Source organism: Caballeronia udeis, from assembly GCF_044909315.1.
In the GTDB taxonomy this organism is placed as follows: Bacteria; Pseudomonadota; Gammaproteobacteria; order Burkholderiales; family Burkholderiaceae; genus Caballeronia; species Caballeronia udeis_A.
This window is the reverse complement of the sequence record NZ_JBIYEB010000022.1, coordinates 112,158-130,901: the sequence shown is the minus strand read 5'-3', so window position 1 is coordinate 130,901 and position 18,744 is coordinate 112,158. Positions and strand designations below refer to the sequence as shown.

General features: G+C 60.0%; 19 protein-coding genes and 2 pseudogenes. 14 read left to right on the top strand and 7 right to left on the bottom strand.

From position 1 onward, the window contains the following. Positions 1 to 16: 16 nt before the first annotated feature. The gene (locus tag ABH944_RS30025) at positions 17 to 955 is read left to right on the top strand and encodes a LysR family transcriptional regulator (protein WP_404610900.1); all 939 of its coding nucleotides are present in this window, start codon (positions 17 to 19) and stop codon (positions 953 to 955) included. Here the strand turns inward: ABH944_RS30025 and ABH944_RS30020 are convergent. Then, positions 949 to 2,277: pseudogene (locus ABH944_RS30020) on the bottom strand (MFS transporter); the annotation flags it as partial. The gene ABH944_RS30025 and the pseudogene ABH944_RS30020 sit on opposite strands and share 7 nt — an antisense overlap. A gap of 527 nt (positions 2,278 to 2,804) precedes the next feature. On the opposite strand from ABH944_RS30020, the gene ABH944_RS30015 reads away from it, so the two are divergent. From ABH944_RS30015 to ABH944_RS29995, 5 genes are read left to right on the top strand one after another with little or no spacing between them, the layout of a single operon-like run. Beyond that, positions 2,805 to 5,171: a HAMP domain-containing protein gene (locus tag ABH944_RS30015; RefSeq protein WP_404610899.1), complete on the top strand. Its 2,367-nt coding sequence runs from the start codon at positions 2,805 to 2,807 to the stop codon at positions 5,169 to 5,171. Between the two features lie 55 nt (positions 5,172 to 5,226). Beyond that, the gene (locus ABH944_RS30010; protein ID WP_404610898.1) at positions 5,227 to 5,961 is read left to right on the top strand and encodes a methyl-accepting chemotaxis protein; all 735 of its coding nucleotides are present in this window, start codon (positions 5,227 to 5,229) and stop codon (positions 5,959 to 5,961) included. Continuing rightward, positions 5,958 to 6,497, top strand: coding sequence for a hypothetical protein (locus ABH944_RS30005; RefSeq protein ID WP_404610897.1), 540 nt, complete (start codon positions 5,958 to 5,960; stop codon positions 6,495 to 6,497). Before ABH944_RS30010 ends, ABH944_RS30005 begins: the two co-directional genes overlap by 4 nt. 30 nt (positions 6,498 to 6,527) lie before the next feature. Further along, positions 6,528 to 7,487, top strand: a complete 960-nt coding sequence (locus ABH944_RS30000) for a chemotaxis protein CheX (RefSeq protein WP_404610946.1) — start codon at positions 6,528 to 6,530, stop codon at positions 7,485 to 7,487. Positions 7,488 to 7,505: 18 nt separating this feature from the next. Continuing rightward, complete coding sequence (locus tag ABH944_RS29995) at positions 7,506 to 7,871, top strand: response regulator (RefSeq protein ID WP_404610896.1); 366 nt, start codon at positions 7,506 to 7,508, stop codon at positions 7,869 to 7,871. Positions 7,872 to 7,878: 7 nt separating this feature from the next. On the opposite strand, the gene ABH944_RS29990 is transcribed toward ABH944_RS29995, so the two are convergent. After that, on the bottom strand, positions 7,879 to 8,532 hold the full coding sequence (locus tag ABH944_RS29990) for a glutathione S-transferase family protein (RefSeq protein WP_404610895.1): 654 nt from the start codon (positions 8,530 to 8,532) through the stop codon (positions 7,879 to 7,881). A 261-nt stretch (positions 8,533 to 8,793) separates the two neighbouring features. Here ABH944_RS29990 and ABH944_RS29985 point away from each other — a divergent pair, with 261 nt between their 5' ends. Beyond that, positions 8,794 to 10,137 (top strand): polyhydroxyalkanoate depolymerase, encoded by a 1,344-nt coding sequence (locus ABH944_RS29985; protein ID WP_404610894.1) that lies wholly within the window; start codon positions 8,794 to 8,796, stop codon positions 10,135 to 10,137. Positions 10,138 to 10,156: 19 nt separating this feature from the next. On the opposite strand, the gene ABH944_RS29980 is transcribed toward ABH944_RS29985, so the two are convergent. Continuing rightward, on the bottom strand, positions 10,157 to 10,603 hold the full coding sequence (locus ABH944_RS29980) for a cupin domain-containing protein (protein ID WP_097273202.1): 447 nt from the start codon (positions 10,601 to 10,603) through the stop codon (positions 10,157 to 10,159). A gap of 288 nt (positions 10,604 to 10,891) precedes the next feature. Here ABH944_RS29980 and ABH944_RS29975 point away from each other — a divergent pair, with 288 nt between their 5' ends. The 3 genes from ABH944_RS29975 to ABH944_RS29965 all read left to right on the top strand — a co-directional run bounded on the left by ABH944_RS29975 (position 10,892) and on the right by ABH944_RS29965 (position 13,194). Next, entirely contained in the window at positions 10,892 to 11,176 is a 285-nt protein-coding gene (locus ABH944_RS29975; RefSeq protein ID WP_097273200.1) for a hypothetical protein, read from the top strand. A 164-nt stretch (positions 11,177 to 11,340) separates the two neighbouring features. Continuing rightward, positions 11,341 to 12,186 (top strand): oxidoreductase, encoded by an 846-nt coding sequence (locus ABH944_RS29970; RefSeq protein WP_404610893.1) that lies wholly within the window; start codon positions 11,341 to 11,343, stop codon positions 12,184 to 12,186. Positions 12,187 to 12,471: 285 nt separating this feature from the next. Then, positions 12,472 to 13,194, top strand: coding sequence for an ABC transporter substrate-binding protein (locus ABH944_RS29965; protein ID WP_404610945.1), 723 nt, complete (start codon positions 12,472 to 12,474; stop codon positions 13,192 to 13,194). 89 nt (positions 13,195 to 13,283) lie between these two features. Here ABH944_RS29965 and ABH944_RS29960 read toward each other — a convergent pair whose 3' ends face one another. The 4 genes from ABH944_RS29960 to ABH944_RS29945 form a co-directional block, all read right to left on the bottom strand. Next, positions 13,284 to 13,940, bottom strand: coding sequence for an LbetaH domain-containing protein (locus ABH944_RS29960; protein WP_404610892.1), 657 nt, complete (start codon positions 13,938 to 13,940; stop codon positions 13,284 to 13,286). An 80-nt stretch (positions 13,941 to 14,020) separates the two neighbouring features. After that, entirely contained in the window at positions 14,021 to 14,821 is an 801-nt protein-coding gene (gene phnE, locus ABH944_RS29955) for a phosphonate ABC transporter, permease protein PhnE (protein WP_404610891.1), read from the bottom strand. Further along, positions 14,818 to 15,648, bottom strand: a complete 831-nt coding sequence (locus ABH944_RS29950) for a phosphonate ABC transporter ATP-binding protein (protein ID WP_404610890.1) — start codon at positions 15,646 to 15,648, stop codon at positions 14,818 to 14,820. The genes phnE and ABH944_RS29950 overlap by 4 nt, the downstream gene beginning before the upstream one ends. A gap of 26 nt (positions 15,649 to 15,674) precedes the next feature. Next, the gene (locus tag ABH944_RS29945; protein ID WP_404610889.1) at positions 15,675 to 16,574 is read right to left on the bottom strand and encodes a phosphate/phosphite/phosphonate ABC transporter substrate-binding protein; all 900 of its coding nucleotides are present in this window, start codon (positions 16,572 to 16,574) and stop codon (positions 15,675 to 15,677) included. 523 nt (positions 16,575 to 17,097) lie between these two features. Here ABH944_RS29945 and ABH944_RS29940 point away from each other — a divergent pair. From ABH944_RS29940 to ABH944_RS29925, 4 genes and pseudogenes are all read left to right on the top strand, one after another. After that, positions 17,098 to 17,202 (top strand): annotated as a pseudogene (locus ABH944_RS29940) (phosphonate metabolism transcriptional regulator PhnF); the annotation flags it as partial. Positions 17,203 to 17,389: 187 nt separating this feature from the next. Then, positions 17,390 to 17,977: an RNA polymerase sigma factor gene (locus tag ABH944_RS29935; RefSeq protein ID WP_404610888.1), complete on the top strand. Its 588-nt coding sequence runs from the start codon at positions 17,390 to 17,392 to the stop codon at positions 17,975 to 17,977. Positions 17,978 to 17,989: 12 nt separating this feature from the next. Then, positions 17,990 to 18,310, top strand: coding sequence for a hypothetical protein (locus tag ABH944_RS29930; protein WP_404610887.1), 321 nt, complete (start codon positions 17,990 to 17,992; stop codon positions 18,308 to 18,310). Then, a complete protein-coding gene (locus tag ABH944_RS29925) occupies positions 18,307 to 18,603 on the top strand; it encodes a 4Fe-4S dicluster domain-containing protein (RefSeq protein WP_404610886.1) in 297 nt (98 codons plus the stop codon). The genes ABH944_RS29930 and ABH944_RS29925 overlap by 4 nt, the downstream gene beginning before the upstream one ends. Positions 18,604 to 18,744: the final 141 nt, after the last annotated feature.

The following is an 18,744-nucleotide window of genomic DNA, read 5'->3' as shown; positions in this document are numbered from 1 at the left end:
TGGAGTTATCGCTCGCATGATCGCGCCCGCATCCACCATCCGCAAACGCTTGCGTCTGCGCCACCTGCAACTCATGGTGGCGCTCTCGGAAACCGAATCGCTCCGGCGCGCCGCCGACGAACTCGCGATGACCCAGCCCGCCGCAACCAAGGCGCTGCAGGAGCTGGAGGACACCGTGGGCGTGTCGCTGTTCGTACGGCACGCGCGCGGCATGGAGCCGACCATCTTCGGCGAAGCGGTGATGCGATATGCGCGCGTGGTGTTTGAAGACCTCGATGAATTGCGCGACGAACTGGCCGCGATCGAGGCCGGCGATATTGGCAAGGTGCGTATTGGCGCGGTGATGGCGCCCGCGCCTGAACTGCTGACTCACGCCATTGTGACGCTGAAAGAGGCGCATCCGCGCCTGCAGATTTCCGTGCAGATCGATACCAGCGATGTGCTCGTGCAGGCATTGCAGCAAGATCAGCTCGATATCATGATCGGGCGGATTCCCGATGGTTTTCCTGCACTCGACCTGAGTTTCGAGACCTTGTCGGAAGAGGCTCTATCGATTGTCGTGCGGCCCGGTCATCCTGCCGCGAACGCCACCGCGCGGCCCAAGCTTGCGGAGCTGGCGCAGTATCCTTGGATCGTGCAGCCGCATCCCAGCCCGATGCGCCAGATCATTGACCAGACCTTTCGCGAGTCGCGCGTGGCGCCGCCTGTCAGCACGGTAGAAACCTCGTCGATCCTCACCACGCTCTCGTTGTTGCGCGACTCGGACATGCTGGCGGTGCTGCCCAGTTCGGTCGCGCAGTACTACGTCGCGCTGAAGACCATGACCTCGCTGCCAACGCCATTGCGCGGAAGGCTCGCACCGTACGGGCTGATTCTTCGAAAGAACCGCCGGATCAGGCCGGCGACCCAACTCGTGATCGATGTGATCCGGAGCGGCGGCGCGGCCGCTCAGTGACCAAGGCGGTCCGCCAGCTTGAGTCCGTGGCGGGTTTCATCATCGTGATCGGCGCTGTTATCCAGCGCTATGTCCGGGCGCATGAAGAACGTCATCACAATGCCGATAGCGAGCAGGCCGACCGAGCCGGCGAACGGCAACGTCCAGCTTCCGGTGTGATCCACGACGTAACCAAATACGATCGGCGAGAAGATACCCGCTACCGCGGAGCCCGCATTCACCAGGCCGCTCGCAATGCCGACGTGCTTGGGCGTAATGTCCATCGGCACGGCCCAGATGGGTCCGATAGTCATCTCGAGGAAGAAGAACGACAGGCTCATGCTCGCCGCCATGACCGGCAGCGACTTAACGAACAGCGCAGGCGCAAGGAACACGAGCGCGCCAAGAAACGCGCCGATGATCACGTTACGCCGTGCCGCCACCACGTTGCCCGTGCGCTTCAGGATGCGGTCGCTCAGCACGCCGCCCGCCGTATTGCCGACCACGCCCGAGAGGAACACGCCTGCTGAAAACAGCGCGGAGCTCTTCAGGTCGAGCCCACGGCCATGCATGAAAAACGTTGGCAGCCACGTGAAGAACAGCCAGCCGGTCCAGCCGTAGCAGAAGTAGACAATCATGGTTGGGCCAATGCGCTTGAGCAAGCGCCGCCACGGAACCGGCGCGTGAGTTTTTTCAACCACGACCTTGCCTTCGGGCGGCAAACCAACTGCTTCTTCGGCCGTCATGTGCCGGTGTTTGCGCGGGTTATCCGTGAAATACCATGCGTAGGCGCATACCCAGATTGCGGTCAGCACGCCGACCAGGATGAACGACGCACGCCATGATGCGAACGCCACCAGCAACGCGATCAACGGCGGCGTCAGCGCATTGCCGAGACGCGAGAACGAGTGCGTGAGCCCTTGCACGAACCCGCGCTTCCCGGCAGGGAACCAGTTCGTCAACGCACGCGCCTGCGCCGGCAGCGCGGCGCCCTCGCCGACGCCCAACAACATCCGTGCACAGAACAACGTGACCACGCCGCCCGCAAAACCAGTGGCCACGGTGGCGACGATCCAGATGGACGCGCAGATGATCAGGGTCGTTTTCGCGCCGAAACGATCGCTCAGCCAGCCGCCGATAACCTGGCAGATCGCATAGGTGTACGCAAAGGCGGCGAAGACGAGGCCGACGTCGGTGTTGGTCAGGTGCAGGTCATCGCGAATCACGCCGGCAGCGGCCGACAGATTCACCCGGTCCAGATACATGATGAACGACATCGCGCACATGAGCGCGAGGATTGACCGGCTGACCTTGGGTCGATGGAACATTGTCTCCTCCAGTGTTGCGCCTTCAGACGCTTCTTGTGTGAGGTACTCAGGCTTCGTGTACTGGCCGAAGCGATTGGAGACAAAGTCTGTTCAATCCAGCGATACCCGTCTAGTGAAAATATCTGATGCGGCGATTCCTTTTACTTATAGCTCCACGGGGATGCCGCAAGCGCGGAGCCTATTTCATGTGCGGTTTAAATTGCATCCACGTTGGCGTATCCGGCAAAGCGCCGGCCCAGGATTTATCTGTCGCAACTAAATCCGACCCCGCCAAATAGTGCGAGCGAACCCTCTATTAACGGCAATATTTTATAAAGCTTTAGAGCTATTTTTGTATTAATTATTTTTCAGAATTAAGCATAACCCAATCCCCAATCCCAGTAAGACCCGGTAGGGTAAACAACGTTATTTTTCCTCAGCAGTCACGTATTAGTAACATTAAATCAACACTATTCGAGTCTCTTAAAGAAGCACTAATTCCACAAGACCGGCCTGTTCCTGGCCAGGCCTTGACACGCCAGTTTCGCCCGGGGGTTTCTCGAATGACTATCCGTCATCGCATTACGCTATTGGTCATCCTGATGTTCGTCGCTTTATCCGCGATAGGCGGTTACGCCGTCTACCAGACGCGGCATAGCGCATCGGAGGTCAAGCAAGTCACCGAAGGCGTGGTGCCCAGCGCGCTGGCTTCCGCCGACCTGGTTTCGCAGGTCAAGGACGTGCAACTTGCCACCATGACGCTTGTGTATGCGCCGGACGGCAACGTCGTCGCCCAGGCACAGGATGCATTGAAAGCGAAGAAGGCGTCCTTGCAGCAGGCACTCGCCTTCCAGGCAAGTAACGCACACAGCCACGCGCAAGCCGGATTGGTAAGCCAGGCTAACGACAGCCTCGAGAATTACTTCTCGGCTATCAATGACACGGCAAAGATGAAAGCTGCGGGCAAGAACGAACTCGCGCAAGCGTTTTTGTTTGCCAACGTAGCCCAGTATCGTGACGAACTGGAAGGCATTGTCGAGACGCTTCGCATTGAGAAGAACCGCGAGAAGGACGATGCAATCACAGCGTTGAACCACACGCTCGCGACAACCACGACCGCTATCGCCATTGTCACGGGTATCGCCATCGTGCTGCTGAGCCTGATCGGTTCCCTGCTCTATCGCCAGATCACGCAACCGCTTAGCCGCATGCAGGCCATGATGAGCGAGATTGCTTCCAGCCAGGACTTCACGCGCCGGGTGCCGGTGGGACGGATGGACGAGATCGGCCACTCTATTGTCGCGTTCAACGGAATGATCGAAAAGATCCAGGAGAACTCGGCGTTGCTGAAGCAGAAGACCGCGGACATCCAGGCCATGCTGCAAAACATGCAGCAGGGCATCCTGACGGTCGTGTCCGGGGCCGTTGTCCATGCCGAGTACTCGGCGCATCTTGAAGCAATCTTCGAAACGAAGGACATTGCCGGCCGCAGCCTCATGGACCTGGTGTTCTCGGACACCGATCTTGGTGCCGACGTGCTCTCGCAAGTAGATGCAGCCAGCCATGCATGCCTGGGCGAAGACAGCATCAACTTCGAGTTCAATCAGCACCTGCTGGTGCATGAAACCGCGAAGCGCATGCCCGACGGCCGCGTGAAAATTCTTGACCTGAGCTGGTCCGCCATCACCGACGAAACCGGCACTATCGTGCGCCTGATGCTGTGCGTGCGCGACGTCACCGAGTTGCGCGCACTGGCCGCGGAAACGACCGAGCAGAAACGCAGGCTGGAAATGATCGGTGAAATCCTCGCGATCAACCAGGAGAAGTTCCACCACTTCATCGAGAGTTCAACCACCTTTATCAGCGAGAACGAACGGATCATTCGCGAGCACCGCCAGGCGAACGGCGCGGCCATTGCCGAACTGTTCCGCAACATGCACACGATCAAGGGCAACGCGCGCACCTACAGCCTCCAGTACCTGACCGATATCGTTCACGAGACCGAGCAAAGCTACGACGAACTGCGCAAGCCCGACGCACAGCGGACCTGGGATCAGGAAAGCCTTGCACAGGAACTGGCTCGCGTACGGCAAGTGGTCGAGAGTTACGCCGAGATCAACGAGGTCAGCCTGGGACGCAAGGGACCTGGCCAGGGCAGTGACGCACAACGGTACCTGACAATCGATATCGAGCATATTCAGGAAAGCCTGCGTCAGCTCGAAGCCATGAATGTGGGCACTCCCGGCGACCTGATCGAGATGCGCGATGCGTTGCATCAGACCTTGCGCCTGCTCGGGACCGAGAGTCTTGGTCAAGTGCTCTCCGGTGTCCTCGACTCGCTCCCCTCGCTCGCAAAGGAACTGGGCAAGGAAGCGCCCGTGGTGCGTATTCACGACAACGACACCCGGTTGCATAGTCACGCCAGCGGTGTGTTGAAAACCGTGTTCATGCATCTGCTGCGCAATTCGATGGACCACGGCATCGAGACGGCCGGGGCACGCGTGGCGCAAGGAAAGACAGCGGTCGGCACGATCGATATCGACATGAGTCTCGAGGAAGACACGGTCCGCATTGCGCTGAAAGACGACGGCCGCGGCCTCGCCCTGGGGCGGATCCGCACCATCGCAATCGAGCGCGGCTGGATTGGCAGCGACGACAAGACCAGCGACGAAGAGATTGCCGACCTCATCTTCCGCCCGGGCTTCTCGACGGCTGAGCAGGTCACGGAAGTGTCGGGCCGTGGCGTGGGCATGGACGCGGTCCGCGACTTTCTCAAGCGCAAAGACGGCAGCATCAAGCTGCGCTTTGCCGATGATCGTGCGGGTGCGGAATTCCGCCGCTTCGAAACGGTTGTTTGCTTGCCGGACAACGTCGCCGTAGACGGCAGCGGAGCGCGGGCACAACGCGAGGCCGACGAAGTTTCAGCCTAGCACTCGCCACGAACCCAAGCAGAAGCGCATCGGTTGAACCCCGGAAGGATTGATTGTGATGGAACAGTATCTGTTGGCAGCAATGGCAGGGGCCGTGGCGACGGCCATCCTGGCCGTGCTCTTGCACAAGTGGGATAACGCACGAACCCTGGACCGGCTGCAATCCGAAGCGCACGGCAAGATCAGGACGCTAACGCAAACCAACGCGCGGCAAAGCGCCTCGATCAATGAGGCGGAGCAAAAGACCCGGCAGCTGGAATCTTCAATTGCCCGGCTGAGCGAGGATCTTGCCCGGCAATCGAAGAGTGCGGGCGAGGATCGTGCGGCGCTGGCAGCGGCCCTTGAAGACAAGGAGCAACTGCTCGACCAGGCGAAACGGATTGCCGGCGAAGCATCGCGGCTCAAGAGTCTCGCGGCTACATTCGAACGGTGGCACGAGCAGATGATTTCGCTGATGACGCAGAACCAGGACATGCATGCGAAAAATCACGAGCTGTCTTCCATCGTCAAGCATGTGGTGATTGTTTCGTTGAACGCGTCCATTGAAGCCGCACGTGCGGGCAACGCGGGACGTGGATTTGCCGTGGTGGCCAGCGAAGTGCGAGCACTCGCGGCGCGTTCGGAAGAACTGTCGAGGAGCTACCGGGACAGCCTGCACCGCAATGACCTGACAACAACCGCGACGTTCCAGGACATCCAGGCTGGCGGGAAGATGATCACCGCGTCGCTTGGCAGCGTCGAGGTGCTTGCCGATCAATTCCAGGCAAGGCTCCACCAGGCATCGAAATGATCAGTAGCAACGCACAAGCCGGTATCGAAAGCATCCTCTTCAAAGCGGCGCGCTCGAGACTCCCGCAACAACCGGACGATACGTGCGAGATCGTCCCGCTGACGCACGCCTCTGACAGCACGCGGCCCGACGCCAACGTCATCATCCTGACTATCTCGTCCATCCTGTTCCGGCTGCTGCTGGTTTTTCATTTCGACGACGACACCAGCACGCGCGATTACTTCGCCAGGCAAACCGGCGACGTGTCACTTCAGGACGTGCTTCTGGAAGTCTGCAATCTTTGCTGCGGAGCGGTGAATCAGGACCTGCTGCGGTATTTCCAGGATCTGGGCATGTCGACACCATATGTGCTCAGCGCCCGCTGCCTGCCCCACCTTGAAGGCCTGGAGCCTGACTATCTTTCGTCGTACGCGATCACCATCAACGGAGCCGTCCGGCTTGCCGCGACAGTCTGTGTGTGCGCGCATGCGCCCATCGATTTCGTGGCCGACATGACGGCCGTCGAAGAAACCAGCGGCGAGCTCGAGTTGTTCTAATTTGGCGCAAACACCATGATGACAAGCGATTTGAACGAGAACAAGCCAGTCAGCAAAGTGCTGGTCCTCGATGATTCCCCGGTGCATGCGAATGCGATCAAGCGCTTCTGCGACGAACACAATCTGGTCGGCCTGAAGGTACGCAAGAATCGCTTGCTGTCCGTGCTGCGATCGAACATAGACCTGGGCGCCATCCTCTTCTCCGAAAGCTACGGCGGCTCGCTGGAAGAGAGCGCCGAGATCGCGATCAAGATCAACACCGTGCGGCCCGAACTGCCCATCATCATCCGCCGCGATTCGAGTCCGACGTTCGACGGATTGCCGGACGGCCTGCGCCGCGTCTTGTGCGCCGCCTACCTGGCCGAGGACATGGCGCCATTGCGCAAGGTCATTGACGAATACATCTTCAGCCTGGCTTATCCGAACGCGCTGGTGCGCGGGATACTGGAGATCACGGAGTCAATGCTGAGCAGCCTGTTCAAGAACGTCACCATCACCTGGGACACGCCGTGCATCGTGCGGGACCGGATCATCTTCGGTGAAGTGTTCAGCCTGATTCCGCTCGAGAGCACCTGGTACCGCGGTTACATGATGATGCAGGCCGAAGAGCAGCCTGTCCTCGACCTGCTTGAACGGCACGAGATGTGCGACGGTCCCGCCGGCTTCCGCGACCTCAACAGCCTGCTGGGCGAGATCACCAACCTGATCTGGGGCTCATTCAAGAACCGCTACATGGGCGACGCCGACGCGCTCGCGCGCAGTCAGGTACAAGTGCCGCTGGTGGTCAATCACAAGCAGAAGTACATCTCGTTCGGCACCGCGAACCCGCAGTTGTGTTTCATGTATCACCTGACCGACGAACTGTCGGGCCATACGGTAAAACTCCATCAACGCTTCATCTTCAACCTGAGCTGGTCGCCCGAGGACTTCAGCGAAGTCGCGAAAGATATCGGCGCCGTGGTTGAAGCGGGCGAACTGGATCTGTTCTGATTCCTTAGAGGAAAAATCATGTCGAAAATTCTTGTTGTCGATGACTCCAGCACGGTACGCGACGAGGTCGCCGGTTTCTTGAGAAAGAACGGGCTGGATGTGGATACCGCCGTCGATGGAAAAGACGGCCTGTCGAAGATGAAGTCGAGTCCCGGGATCAAGCTGGTGATCAGCGACGTCAACATGCCCAACATGGACGGCCTGACCATGGTCGAAAAAATCCGCGGCGAACTCGTGAACACCACGGTCAACATCATCATGCTGACCACGGAAAGCAGCCCCGCCATGAAAGAGCGCGGCAAGGCCGCCGGCGTCAAGGGCTGGATCGTCAAGCCGTTCAAAGGGGAAGCCGTGCTGGAAACCTTCAGGAAGCTGGCCAGTTGAGGGAGCCCTAAAACTCGGCGTCAAGCTCGTCGATCTCCTCGACCTCCTGCTGCGCATCCGCTATCCATCGCTGCATCTCCGGCAACGCGAGAATGCGCTGCGAATAGGCGACAATCTCCGGCTCGAGCTTGACGTCGTAGGTGACAAAGCGCGTGACGACCGGTGCGAACATTGCGTCGGCCGCACTAAGCGCTCCGAACAGATAAGGGCCGTCGTATTGCTTGAGGCATTCAAGCCAGATTGCCGTAATGCGCTCGATATCCGTCTGGGCGCGTGCCCAGATCGTGAAGTTCGGGAAGTGCGCCTTTATATTCATCGGCAACGCCGAGCGCAACGAAGCGAAACCCGAATGCATTTCTCCGCAAATGGAACGACAGTGCGCGCGCATGCGCCGGTCGGCAGGCAACAACCCTGCTTTCGGGCGCACCTCGTTCAGGTACTCTGCAATCGCAAGCGTGTCCCATACCTTGATGCCGTCGTGGACCAGGCACGGAACGAGAATGGACGGCGACAGCAGCAACAGTTCTGCCCGCGCGCCGGGATCGTCCACCGGCATCACGAACTCTTCGAACGGCAGCCCGCTGAATTTGGTGAGCAGCCAGCCTCGTAGCGACCACGACGAATAGTTCTTGCTGCTGATCGTAAGCGTGGCGTTCGTCATTTGAAGGTCCTCGGCGGTTCAGGCGAGACACGCTCGCCCGGGTGCGCGGCACGGCGCAGTGCACACACGCACCAAAAGACGGCACGTTCAGGGCGTGTTCAGGAATGCTGCAAGGGATGTGCCACTTTCATTCACCAGTCTCATGTATCGCTTCATGTATCACTTCGACCATCCTCATGCCGATGCCGGCGCTGACCTGCGCTTGGCATATGTATTGCGTTATTTTGCCGGACTCGACACTACGCGCTCAAGCGAAAGGCGATGAACCCATTCGCATACTCCGGCTATCAGGCGATGGCGGACCTCACGCTGCCGGTACGCCACGGCGCGGCACTCATCAATCACGCGCTCGATGCGTGGCCGTTTCTCGCCGATACCCCTCGAGGCCGGTCACTGCGAGCCACGTGCGATCTGCTCGCACTCTCGGCGCTTACGCATAGCCGGCGTCCGTTCGCTATCGACTCGGTGGAGCTGGAAGGGAAAGGCGTGCCCGTCGTCGAGGAGATCACGCTCGCCACGCCGTTCTGTTCGCTGCTGCATTTTGCGAAGGAAGGCGCGCCAAAACAACCGCGCGTGCTGATGATCGCACCCATGTCCGGCCACTTCGCCACGCTCCTGCGCGGCACGGTGCGCACCCTGCTGCCTGACCACGACGTCTACATCACGGACTGGATCAACCCTCGCGATGTCCCGCTGATGCAGGGCCGCTTCGGTTTTGATGAATACGTCCAGCATGTCATCGACTTTATCGTGGCGCTGGGACCCAACACACACTTGCTGGCTGTCTGCCAGCCAACCGTGGCGGCCCTCGCGGCGGTTTCGCTCATGGCAGCAGACGATCATCCGCTGCAACCCGCCAGCATGACGCTGATGGCCGGTCCTATCGACACGCGCATCAACCCGACTTCGGTGAATGCGCTCGCGAAGAGCAAGCCGATTGAATGGTTCGAGCGGAACCTGATCAGCGCCGTGCCGTGGGGTTTTGCGGGCGCGGGCCGGCGCGTTTATCCGGGCCACACGCAACTGATGGCGTTCATGGCGATGAACCCGGCGCGTCATTTCGATGCATTCGAAGACATGGTGTATCAGCGAGCGAAGGGCGACCCGGCGAAGGCCGAGGCGATCCGCGTATTCTATGAAGAATACTTTGCGACCATGGATTTGACGGCCGATTTCTATCTCGAGACTATCGACACCGTCTTTCAACGGCACGCATTGCCGCTGCATGAGCTGGAAGTGCGTGGCCGCAGGATTGATCCGTCGATGATCCGGCGAACCGCCCTGCTCACCGTTGAAGGCGAGCGCGACGATATCTGCGCGGTCGGCCAGACGCTGGCCGCGCAGGAACTGTGCAACAAGTTGCGCCCCTACATGAAGACCCATCACGTGCAAACGGGCGTGGGGCACTATGGCGTGTTCAACGGCAAACGCTGGGAGCGTCACATCTATCCACGCGTGCGCGCGATGATCCACGACAACGAACCCAGCCCTATTGTCATCAACGCACGCGCCCAGCCTTTGCAATCATTGGCGCCGCTCGCGCGCCCCGTCAAACCGCGCATGGACGTGCGCATTGACGTGAATGCGCAGCCCGAAGCGCCGTAATAAGCCTTACGCGGAAGCCTTACGCGGGTTGCTGGCTCTTCCAGGGAGTGCACGCGGGCACGTCGCAAGGCCCCTTTGCCTCGAGGGTGGTGAAGTTGGCAGGACCAACTACCTCCAGATACTCCATGTCCTCGGAGTAGTCGAAGAGGTAATGCACAATGCCCGGCGCCTGATGGACGCAGTCTCCGGTGGCGACGAGCGTCTCCTTGTCGCCATACATGAAGCGCGCCCAGCCCTTGAGCATGATCACAATGTGGAATTCGGCCTCATGACGGTGCCAACCCGTGCCTTGCTCTGGTGCATTGTTCGCCTTGACGAGTTGAGCGATCACCTTGCCGCCGGTCGCCTCTGCAATGCCTAAATCACGATAAAGAAAAAAATCGCGCAACCCCTGATCCTCATAAGGGGTGTCTTGTGGCCGGATATGCGAAAAGCGAGTGGCAAGTTCGAACGTTTCGGATGACATGGGCGCGCTCCGTTAGCAACAGATTAAGTAGCAAATCAGGCAGCAAAACTGTCGAATGAAAAGGCTAGCCGTTTTGATATGCATCAAGCGTTCCAACTTGAAGGAACAAAAGCCAAAGCAAACGCAGGGTTAAAAGCGGCATTTTAAAAGCACGTTCAATCGCCGGCGAAACGCGCGCAAAATCGTTTAAAGACATTAGCCATAACCGGAACTGTGTTGCTAAACTTGGTTTCGTGGCAGGTTGCAGCGCGAGCCATCCTGGGTACGTTCACTGGAGAAATCGACACCATGTCCTACATCAGCGTCGAGATCAGAGCCTACGATGAAGCGCGGAAAGTGGTCACTGTCGCCTTCAGTGAAAAATGGCCCGTCAAACTGTCCTCTGCCGTCATTGCGGAGTTGACCCTTGAGGACTGCGACACCATCGGGCGTGACGGCGAGTCAGCAGAAGCAGGTCTGACCGATGACGAAGCATGCGTCCTCAAGATGCTGTTCGAGGACGAGGGAACCATTGAAGACTTCCTCGCTAATCCTTCCAGGCTGATCGGTTGCACAAGCGAGCTCGACGACTAAGGCCATAGCGCTTATCAAGAGCACGGTTTATCTCCGTCATCTGCAAGAAGCCTGATCCATCCCCGACCTATGCTTTGCACGTTCAGGCAAGAACGCGCGAGGATCGGTCTATTGTGCGGGCAGTGCATCGTGGTTCCATAAAGGCTCAATCGACAAAGGAGCCAATGATGCAGAAGACATGGTTTATTACGGGTGCAAGCCGCGGCCTTGGTGCGCTTATCGCAAAGGCCGCGATTCAGGCCGGTGACCGGGTTGTCGCCACCGGGCGCCAGCGCGAAGATATCGTCAGGAGCCTGGGACAGGACAACGACCAACTGCTTGGCGTTGCACTGGATGTAAGCGACGCAGCACAGGCGAACGCCGCTGTTCGAGCCGCGGTATCGCGTTTCGGCGGGATCGATGTGCTGGTGAACAACGCGGGATACGGCCACCTTGGATTCTTCGAAGAGAACACGATCCAGGACGTGCAAGCCCAGTTCGCCACCAATCTGTTCGGCGTTTTCAACGTGACGTGGGCAGCGCTGCCGGTCATGCGCTCCGCTCGCCGCGGACGCATCTTCAACATCTCCTCGCTTGCCGGCATCCTTGGCTTCGAAGTGTGCTCGCTTTACTGCGCCAGCAAGTTTGCGCTCGAAGGGTTCTCGGAGTCGCTGGCTAAGGAAATTGCTCCGTTCGGCCTCTTCGTGACGATTGTCGAGCCCGGTCCTTTCCGCACCGACTTCCTCACCCCCGAGTCGCTTCGCTTTGGCGGCAACGTGGTGGCCGACTACGACGACCGCCGCGAGCAGCTGCGCTCGTCCTTCGAACAACGTAATGGCCAGCAACCGGGCGACCCCGAGAAACTTGCACTAGCGATGGTTGAACTGGCGAACGACGCTGAACCGCCAATGCGTTTTATCGCAGGATCGGTTGCCGTGAATGCCGCAGAGGCGAAACTCGCTGGTATGCAAGGCGAACTCGACCGCTGGCGCCCGCGTTCGGTCGCCACTGACGGTGACTACGCCGCCTAGTGGTTTCGCCGGCCTTGTCAACTTGGCGAAACTCGCGAAAACGTTCCGATGGTAGGCTTGAAGTCCGATCAGCCTCACCATAAAGGGAACAGACAGATGACACGGACACACCGGACTTTCGCGAAGTTCGTCTGGCCGGCGTGCTTGCTGACGCTCCTCGCTTTGCGCGCCGCACCGGCATACCCTCAAGCATCGGCGACGCTGGACACGCCCGCTCACACTCCGTTGTCATGCGCGGCCGGAGCATCGGACGCGGGGGCAAAAGACCAGCAAGCGAACAAGGCGATGGCCGCCCTGTTTGCACCGACGGGAACATTGCGCGCCTCTATCAATCTGGGCAATCCGGTCCTGGCCAGCCTGGATCCGTCCACAGGAAAAGCCGTTGGCGTGTCGGTGGACCTTGCGAACGAATTTGCGCGCCAGCTAGGCGTGCCGCTGGAGTTGGTCGTCGTCAAGTCGGCCGGACAGTCGGTGATCAACGTGGACAATGATCAAGCCGATATCGGCTTTTTCGCAGTCGATCCGAAACGCGGTGAGGAGATTGCCTTCACCAAGCCCTATGTTCAAATCGAAGGTTTTTATCTGGTTCGCGACGGCTCGCCGATCAGGTCGAACGAGCAAGTGGATCAGGAGGGCAATACGGTCGCCGTCGGTAAGGGCAGCGCCTACGATCTGTTCCTGACGCGTGAACTGCATCATGCGAAGATCGTTCGCATTAACACTTCGCCGGCCGTGGTACGGGCATTTCTGGACCAGAATCTGACCGTTGCCGCAGGCGTCAAACAACAACTCGAAGAGAACGCGCGTCAAAGCAGCGGGCTGCGGATTCTGGATCAGCGCTTCATGGTGATTCGCCAGGCAATGGGGGTTCCAAAAAACCGCGGTAACGCCGCCGCGGCGTATCTGACGAGCTTTGTCGAATGCATGAAGGCTTCAGGCTTTGTCGCGGGGTCGCTTGCACGGCACAACATCAAGGGCGCCGAAGTGCCCCCGATGGATCACTCTTAGCAGGCTGCGCGTCGGAGTCCAATTGGACACGACGCATCAGATTCATTGTGCTGTAGCGTTGATCGCCCGCCTGACGAACCCTGCAAACACTAGCCGCCGTACTTCTCTGCGAACTCCACCGCGCTGAGCGAGCGGAAATCGGCTAACGCCGCGTCGATCTGCGCGGCATCCCAATCCCACCACGCGATCTGCTGCAGGCGTTCCGCTATGTGGGGCTCGACGCGAAAGCGCAGCACGCGTGCGGGCACGCCGACAACAATCGCAAAGGGCGGCACGTCCTTGGTCACGACCGCTCCCGAGCCGACAGCCGCACCGGTGCCGATCTTCACGCCGGGCATAACGATCGCGTCATGGCCGAGCCACACATCGTGACCCATCTCTACCCTGTCCTGCGCGCGCCATTGGAATATCTCGGTGTCGTCGTCGAGCGAGAGACCGTACGAGCGTGAGCGATAGGTAAAGTGGTGATGCGTCGCGCGCCACGAAGGGTGGTTAGGCGGATTGATACGCACGCCAGTGGCGATGTTCACGAACTTGCCGATGTGTGCATGGGCGATCTGGTTGTCGCCCATCGCGTAGCCGTAGTCACCGATCACCGATGCGGCAACGTAGCTGCGCGGGCCGAGATAGGTGTAGCGGCCGAAGTCGCTGGCGCGAACCAGCGCTGTCGGATGAATCTCGGGCTCTATCGACAAGGTCTGGCCAAGCGTCCAGGGATCGACGCCGACCCCATGATTAATCAACATAAGACGAAATCCCGGAGTTCAATAATGAAGTGCTGGCGCAGCCCCCGGGGAGGACGGCCACGCCCGTGATCAGCCCACGCTCACAGGAAAAGCTTGCGCAGATAAGCGGACCCGCGTTCGGCACAGGTGACCAGCACGAAGGTGGCGATCAACAGGAACGACACGGTCTGGTACTGGAACAGGTTCATCGCGGTCAACAACTGGAAGCCGATCCCGCCAGCACCCACGAAACCGAGCACGAGGGACGATCGCAGGTTTTCGTCGAAGCGGAAAAGACCAATGCCCAGCAGCGACGGCAACACGCCCGGCACCACCGCGTGAGCCAGCACCTGCACGCGGCCGGCGCCGGTCAGCGTCAGCGCTTCGACAGGACCCATGTCCATGTCTTCGATCACCTCTGCAAACAGCCGTCCAAGCATGCCGACCGAATGGACCGCCAGCGCGAGTGCGCCCGGAAACGGCCCAAGTCCCACCGCGGTAACGAACAGCAACGCCCACACCAGGTCCGGCACCGCCCGCGTGACGCCAATCACTGCTCGCGCTGCGTAGTAAAGCGGCAGCGCCGGCGTGAGGTTCGAGGCGGCCAGAATCGAGAGCGGGAACGCGAGCAACACACCAAACACCGTACCGAAGATCGCGAGATCTATTGTCTCCAGCACCGGCCACAGGTTCGGGACGAACTGATCGAACGCGGGCGGCATGGCGCGCGACATGATGTCAGCCATGCCATGCGCGCCGGTAATCAGGTCCTGCGGCCTTGCCTGAACAACGATCCATGCCTGTACAAACAACGCGAGTACGACAACGGCGCCAAGCACGTACCAGACCGTGCGTGCGCCCGGCGCACCCGATGGGGTACGCATTTCCATAACCTTGCTCATGACGCCTCGGCGAGATAAAGACCCGCGATCTGCTGACTGGAAACGTCGGATGCAGGCCGGTCGAATTCCAGCAGACCGCTGCGTAGTCCGACCAACCGGTCCGCATAACGCGCGGCAAGCTCTGGCTGGTGCAGCACGCATACCACCGCGAGACCGTCCTCGGTGGCGAGGCGGCGCAGCAATCGCATGACCTCGTCAGCGGCTTCGGGATCCAGGCTGGCAACCGGCTCGTCCGCAAGCAGGACGTCGGGACGCTGCGCCAGCGCACGCGCAACCGCCACGCGCTGTGCCTGTCCGCCCGAGAGCGTGCCGGCCCGCTGGCGCGCGAGGTGCAGCAAGCCGACTTCGTCCAGATAACTCATTGCCGGTTCAATTTCGTCGCGCGGCAGGCGCCCGAACGCGCTCATCAGCGTGCGGTGCCGGCCCAGTGCGCCGCAGCAGACGTTCGCCAGTACGCTGCGCCGTTTGACGAGGTTGGCGTTCTGCGAAATAAGCGCGAGCGGCAAACGCGCTTCCCGCAGTGCTTCGCCTGAGAGCGCGGCCAGGTCACGACCGCCGACTTTCACTGAGCCCCCGGTCGGCCGGTTCAATCCGACCACGCATTTCATGAAGGTCGACTTGCCGCTGCCGTTACTGCCGAGCACCACCACCATCTCGCCGGCATTGACTGACAGGTTCAGGCTGCGCAGCGCGGTATGACCGTTCGCATAACACATAGTCAGGTCGCGAACCGCCAGCCTGACACCGGAGGCGCGCACGGCGGGCTTTACTGCCCCCGGCATGTCCGACCCGGTGGACCCGAACGCAGCCGCTACACCGAGGGACATATCCCGTGATGTACTAAAGGGAGTGTTCACAGCTTTGCCAGGTCGATATGGAGTGTCGAGACCAGGTCGCGGATCTGGTCATAGGCCGCGTCCGTCTGGGGCACGGTCCTCAACTCCGGGTTTTCATTCGATGCCAGGAACTTCTGATCGGCTTCCGGCAGTTGGTGCAGGTCAAGCGAACTCAGCACGCTTGTCAGCCGGGCCTTGAAATCATCGGGCAAGTCGCCACGAATTGCCAACGGATCGAGGGGGATGGGCTCCGATTTCCACAACGTTACGTAAGCCGAAGGATCGTATTCGTTGTGCAGCTTGGCGCTCTCTATTTCTTCGCTGTTCAGTTCGCCCGCGTCGACCTTATGGTTGCGCAGCGCCTCGAACGACGCAGTGTGGCTCCCTGCATAAACGCCCTTCACGCCCTTGTCCGGATCAATGCCGTTCTTGCTCAGGCCGAATGCGGGAAACAGGTGCCCGGACGTGGAAGCCGGATCGGCATAAGCGAACGAGCGGCCCTTGATATCCGCCAGCGTCTTCACGCCCGAACCCGGCCACGTGACGATGGAAGCGTAATAGGTGGCCGGCTTGCCTTGCGTGCCTGCGAACGTGGCGACGGCTTGCGCGTGCGCGACCTGGTGAGCCAGCACATAACCGAGGGGGCCGAATTCGCCGAATTCAAGCTTGTTGTTCCGCATTGCCTCGATTTCAGCGTTGTAGCTGGTTGCCACATAAAGCTGCACCTTGCAGCCGATCTTGTCGCCGATCATCTTGGCCAAATCCTCGTAGACCGGCAGCATGCGTTGCGCTGATTCGTACGGCTCGACGCCGAAACGCACCACGCCGTCATTCGGACAGGTGCCGGCCGCGTGGGCGGTCACGGAGACAAGACCCGCTGCGAACAACACAGCAGCCAGAACGTTGGATACCTTCATATGTTCCTCAACTAAATTTTCGCTTGTGCCGAGCTAACGACGATTCAAGAATTCGATCCTGCCCCGTGCAGGTCATCAATGCGTCCGGACTTCTATCGAGCGGTGCCACTCTATAAACATCGTGTGACACATCGATGTACTTATCGAGACGTCTAGATGACTTAGTTTCCGCGAACGGACCTTCAGACGATTAGTGCGGACAGATACAACCGGAACGCTCGCCGTTGCGGGCGGTGCTCAGCAAATTCGGGGACACATGATCTGCCGAAAGAATATCGGGCAGTCCGGCATGCGCGAGCTTGAGAGCGTCAGCTATTTGTGAGGCTTATGAAAGTAATTATTCATCCAGACGTCTAGACAAATCTACGTACGCCGGACCTTACCCTGACCTTACCGTTACGCAAGCCAACCCTCACATTTCCATCACGGACCGCCCTCTGCAATTCGCGACAGCAATTCATTTGAACTGACCGGAATGACGACACAATGACAGCGATGGATAACGCCATGCCGGGCACCTCGCGCGCGCGGCCTTGTCAGCGTCAGGCAGGGGCGAGGCACGTTCGCGCGTCCAGGCGCGATCGACTACACGATCGGGCAACGCACGCGTTTTTCGGAAAACCTGCGTTAACGGCATCACATAACCGCTGCCCATCCCTTAGCGCCCGCCTGAACCGCAGTTTCACCGCCACAGACGAAATCGTGGTCTCCTGTCATTTCACGCCGCAGGCGCTCCGCCTGGGCGTCGACGGGCCGTGACGCCATTTTTTTCCAGCCGCGCACAATATTCCCGATCGTGAAACGTCTTCACCTGTATGGAACAGCCGCCGCCCACGAACCCGATGATCGACAGAGATAGCGACATCACCGCGACCGTCTTGCGTGAGCGTACAAAACTCGGGAACTTCATCCGGCGTCGCGTGCGTGATCCGGGCGACGCCGAAGACATCCTGCAAGACGTGCTGCACGAGTTCGTACAGGCGTACCGGCTTCCCGAACCCATTGAACAAGTCAGCGCGTGGCTGTTTCGGGTAGCGCGCAACCGCATCATCGACCGCTTTCGCAAGAAGAAGGAACAGCCTCTGAACGAGACAGCGGACGAAATCGGTGCCACCGATGCCGACGGCGAATACCGGCTGGATCTGGCCCTGCCTTCGCACGATGCCGGCCCTGAAGCCGCGTACGCCCGGTCGGTGCTGTTGGCAGCCTTGCAACACGCGCTCGACGAACTGCCGGACAACCAGCGCGACATTTTCATTGCTCACGAAATCGAGGGCCGCAGCTTCAAGGAACTGGCTGTGGAAAGCGGCGTGGGCCTGAACACCCTGCTGGCACGCAAGCGTTACGCGGTGCTGCATCTGCGTGCCCGCTTGCAAGCCGTGTATGACGAACTGGATATTTAAAGGAGAAAGCAGATGAGTTTCAGACTGAGATTCCTGAGCAAGGCGCTGCTGGTCATCGTGGGCGTTGCAGTGCTCGGATGGATGGTGATGACCTTGTGGAACTGGGTCATTCCGGCGCTGTTCGTGGGCGCGCGGGCGATCGATTTCGCCCATGCGCTGGGGCTGTTGATCCTGAGCCGGATCCTGTTCGGCGGATTCCGGGGTCATGGTGGCTGGCGTTCCCGCCAGCACTGGCGCCGGTGGGAACAGATGACGCCGGAGGAGCGCGAGAAGTTTCAAACGGGCATGGGCTGCGGCCGCGGCCGGGCTAAAGCCCAGGGGGATGTTGTATGAGCAATGCGCCGGCATCCTCCTGCAAGCAGGCGCCGGGCGTGATCGTGCCCGTTGTGAACTTCGGCCGCTGCGAGGGCAAGGCCGATTGCGCGGTCGTGTGTCCCGAGAACGTCTTCGATATCCGCCGGATCGACACCGCCGACTATGAGCGCCTGGGGCCGCTGCAGAAATTCAAGCTGCGCGTGCACGGCATGAAGGTCGCGTACACGCCGAACGCCGATGCCTGCCGGGCCTGCGGCTTGTGCGTGACCGCCTGTCCCGAGCGGGCGATCACATTGGCACGGATGACTTGACAGCACCTCGCCGGGGCGGGCAGACCCTCCTCCCGGACACATCGCCGCCGGGTATCCAGCCGCCATTCACACACGTCGCCAGGGCGGCGGCCCGTTTTTTCGCCCTTAATGTCGCACCAGCAGCTTTGAGGCGATAAACCG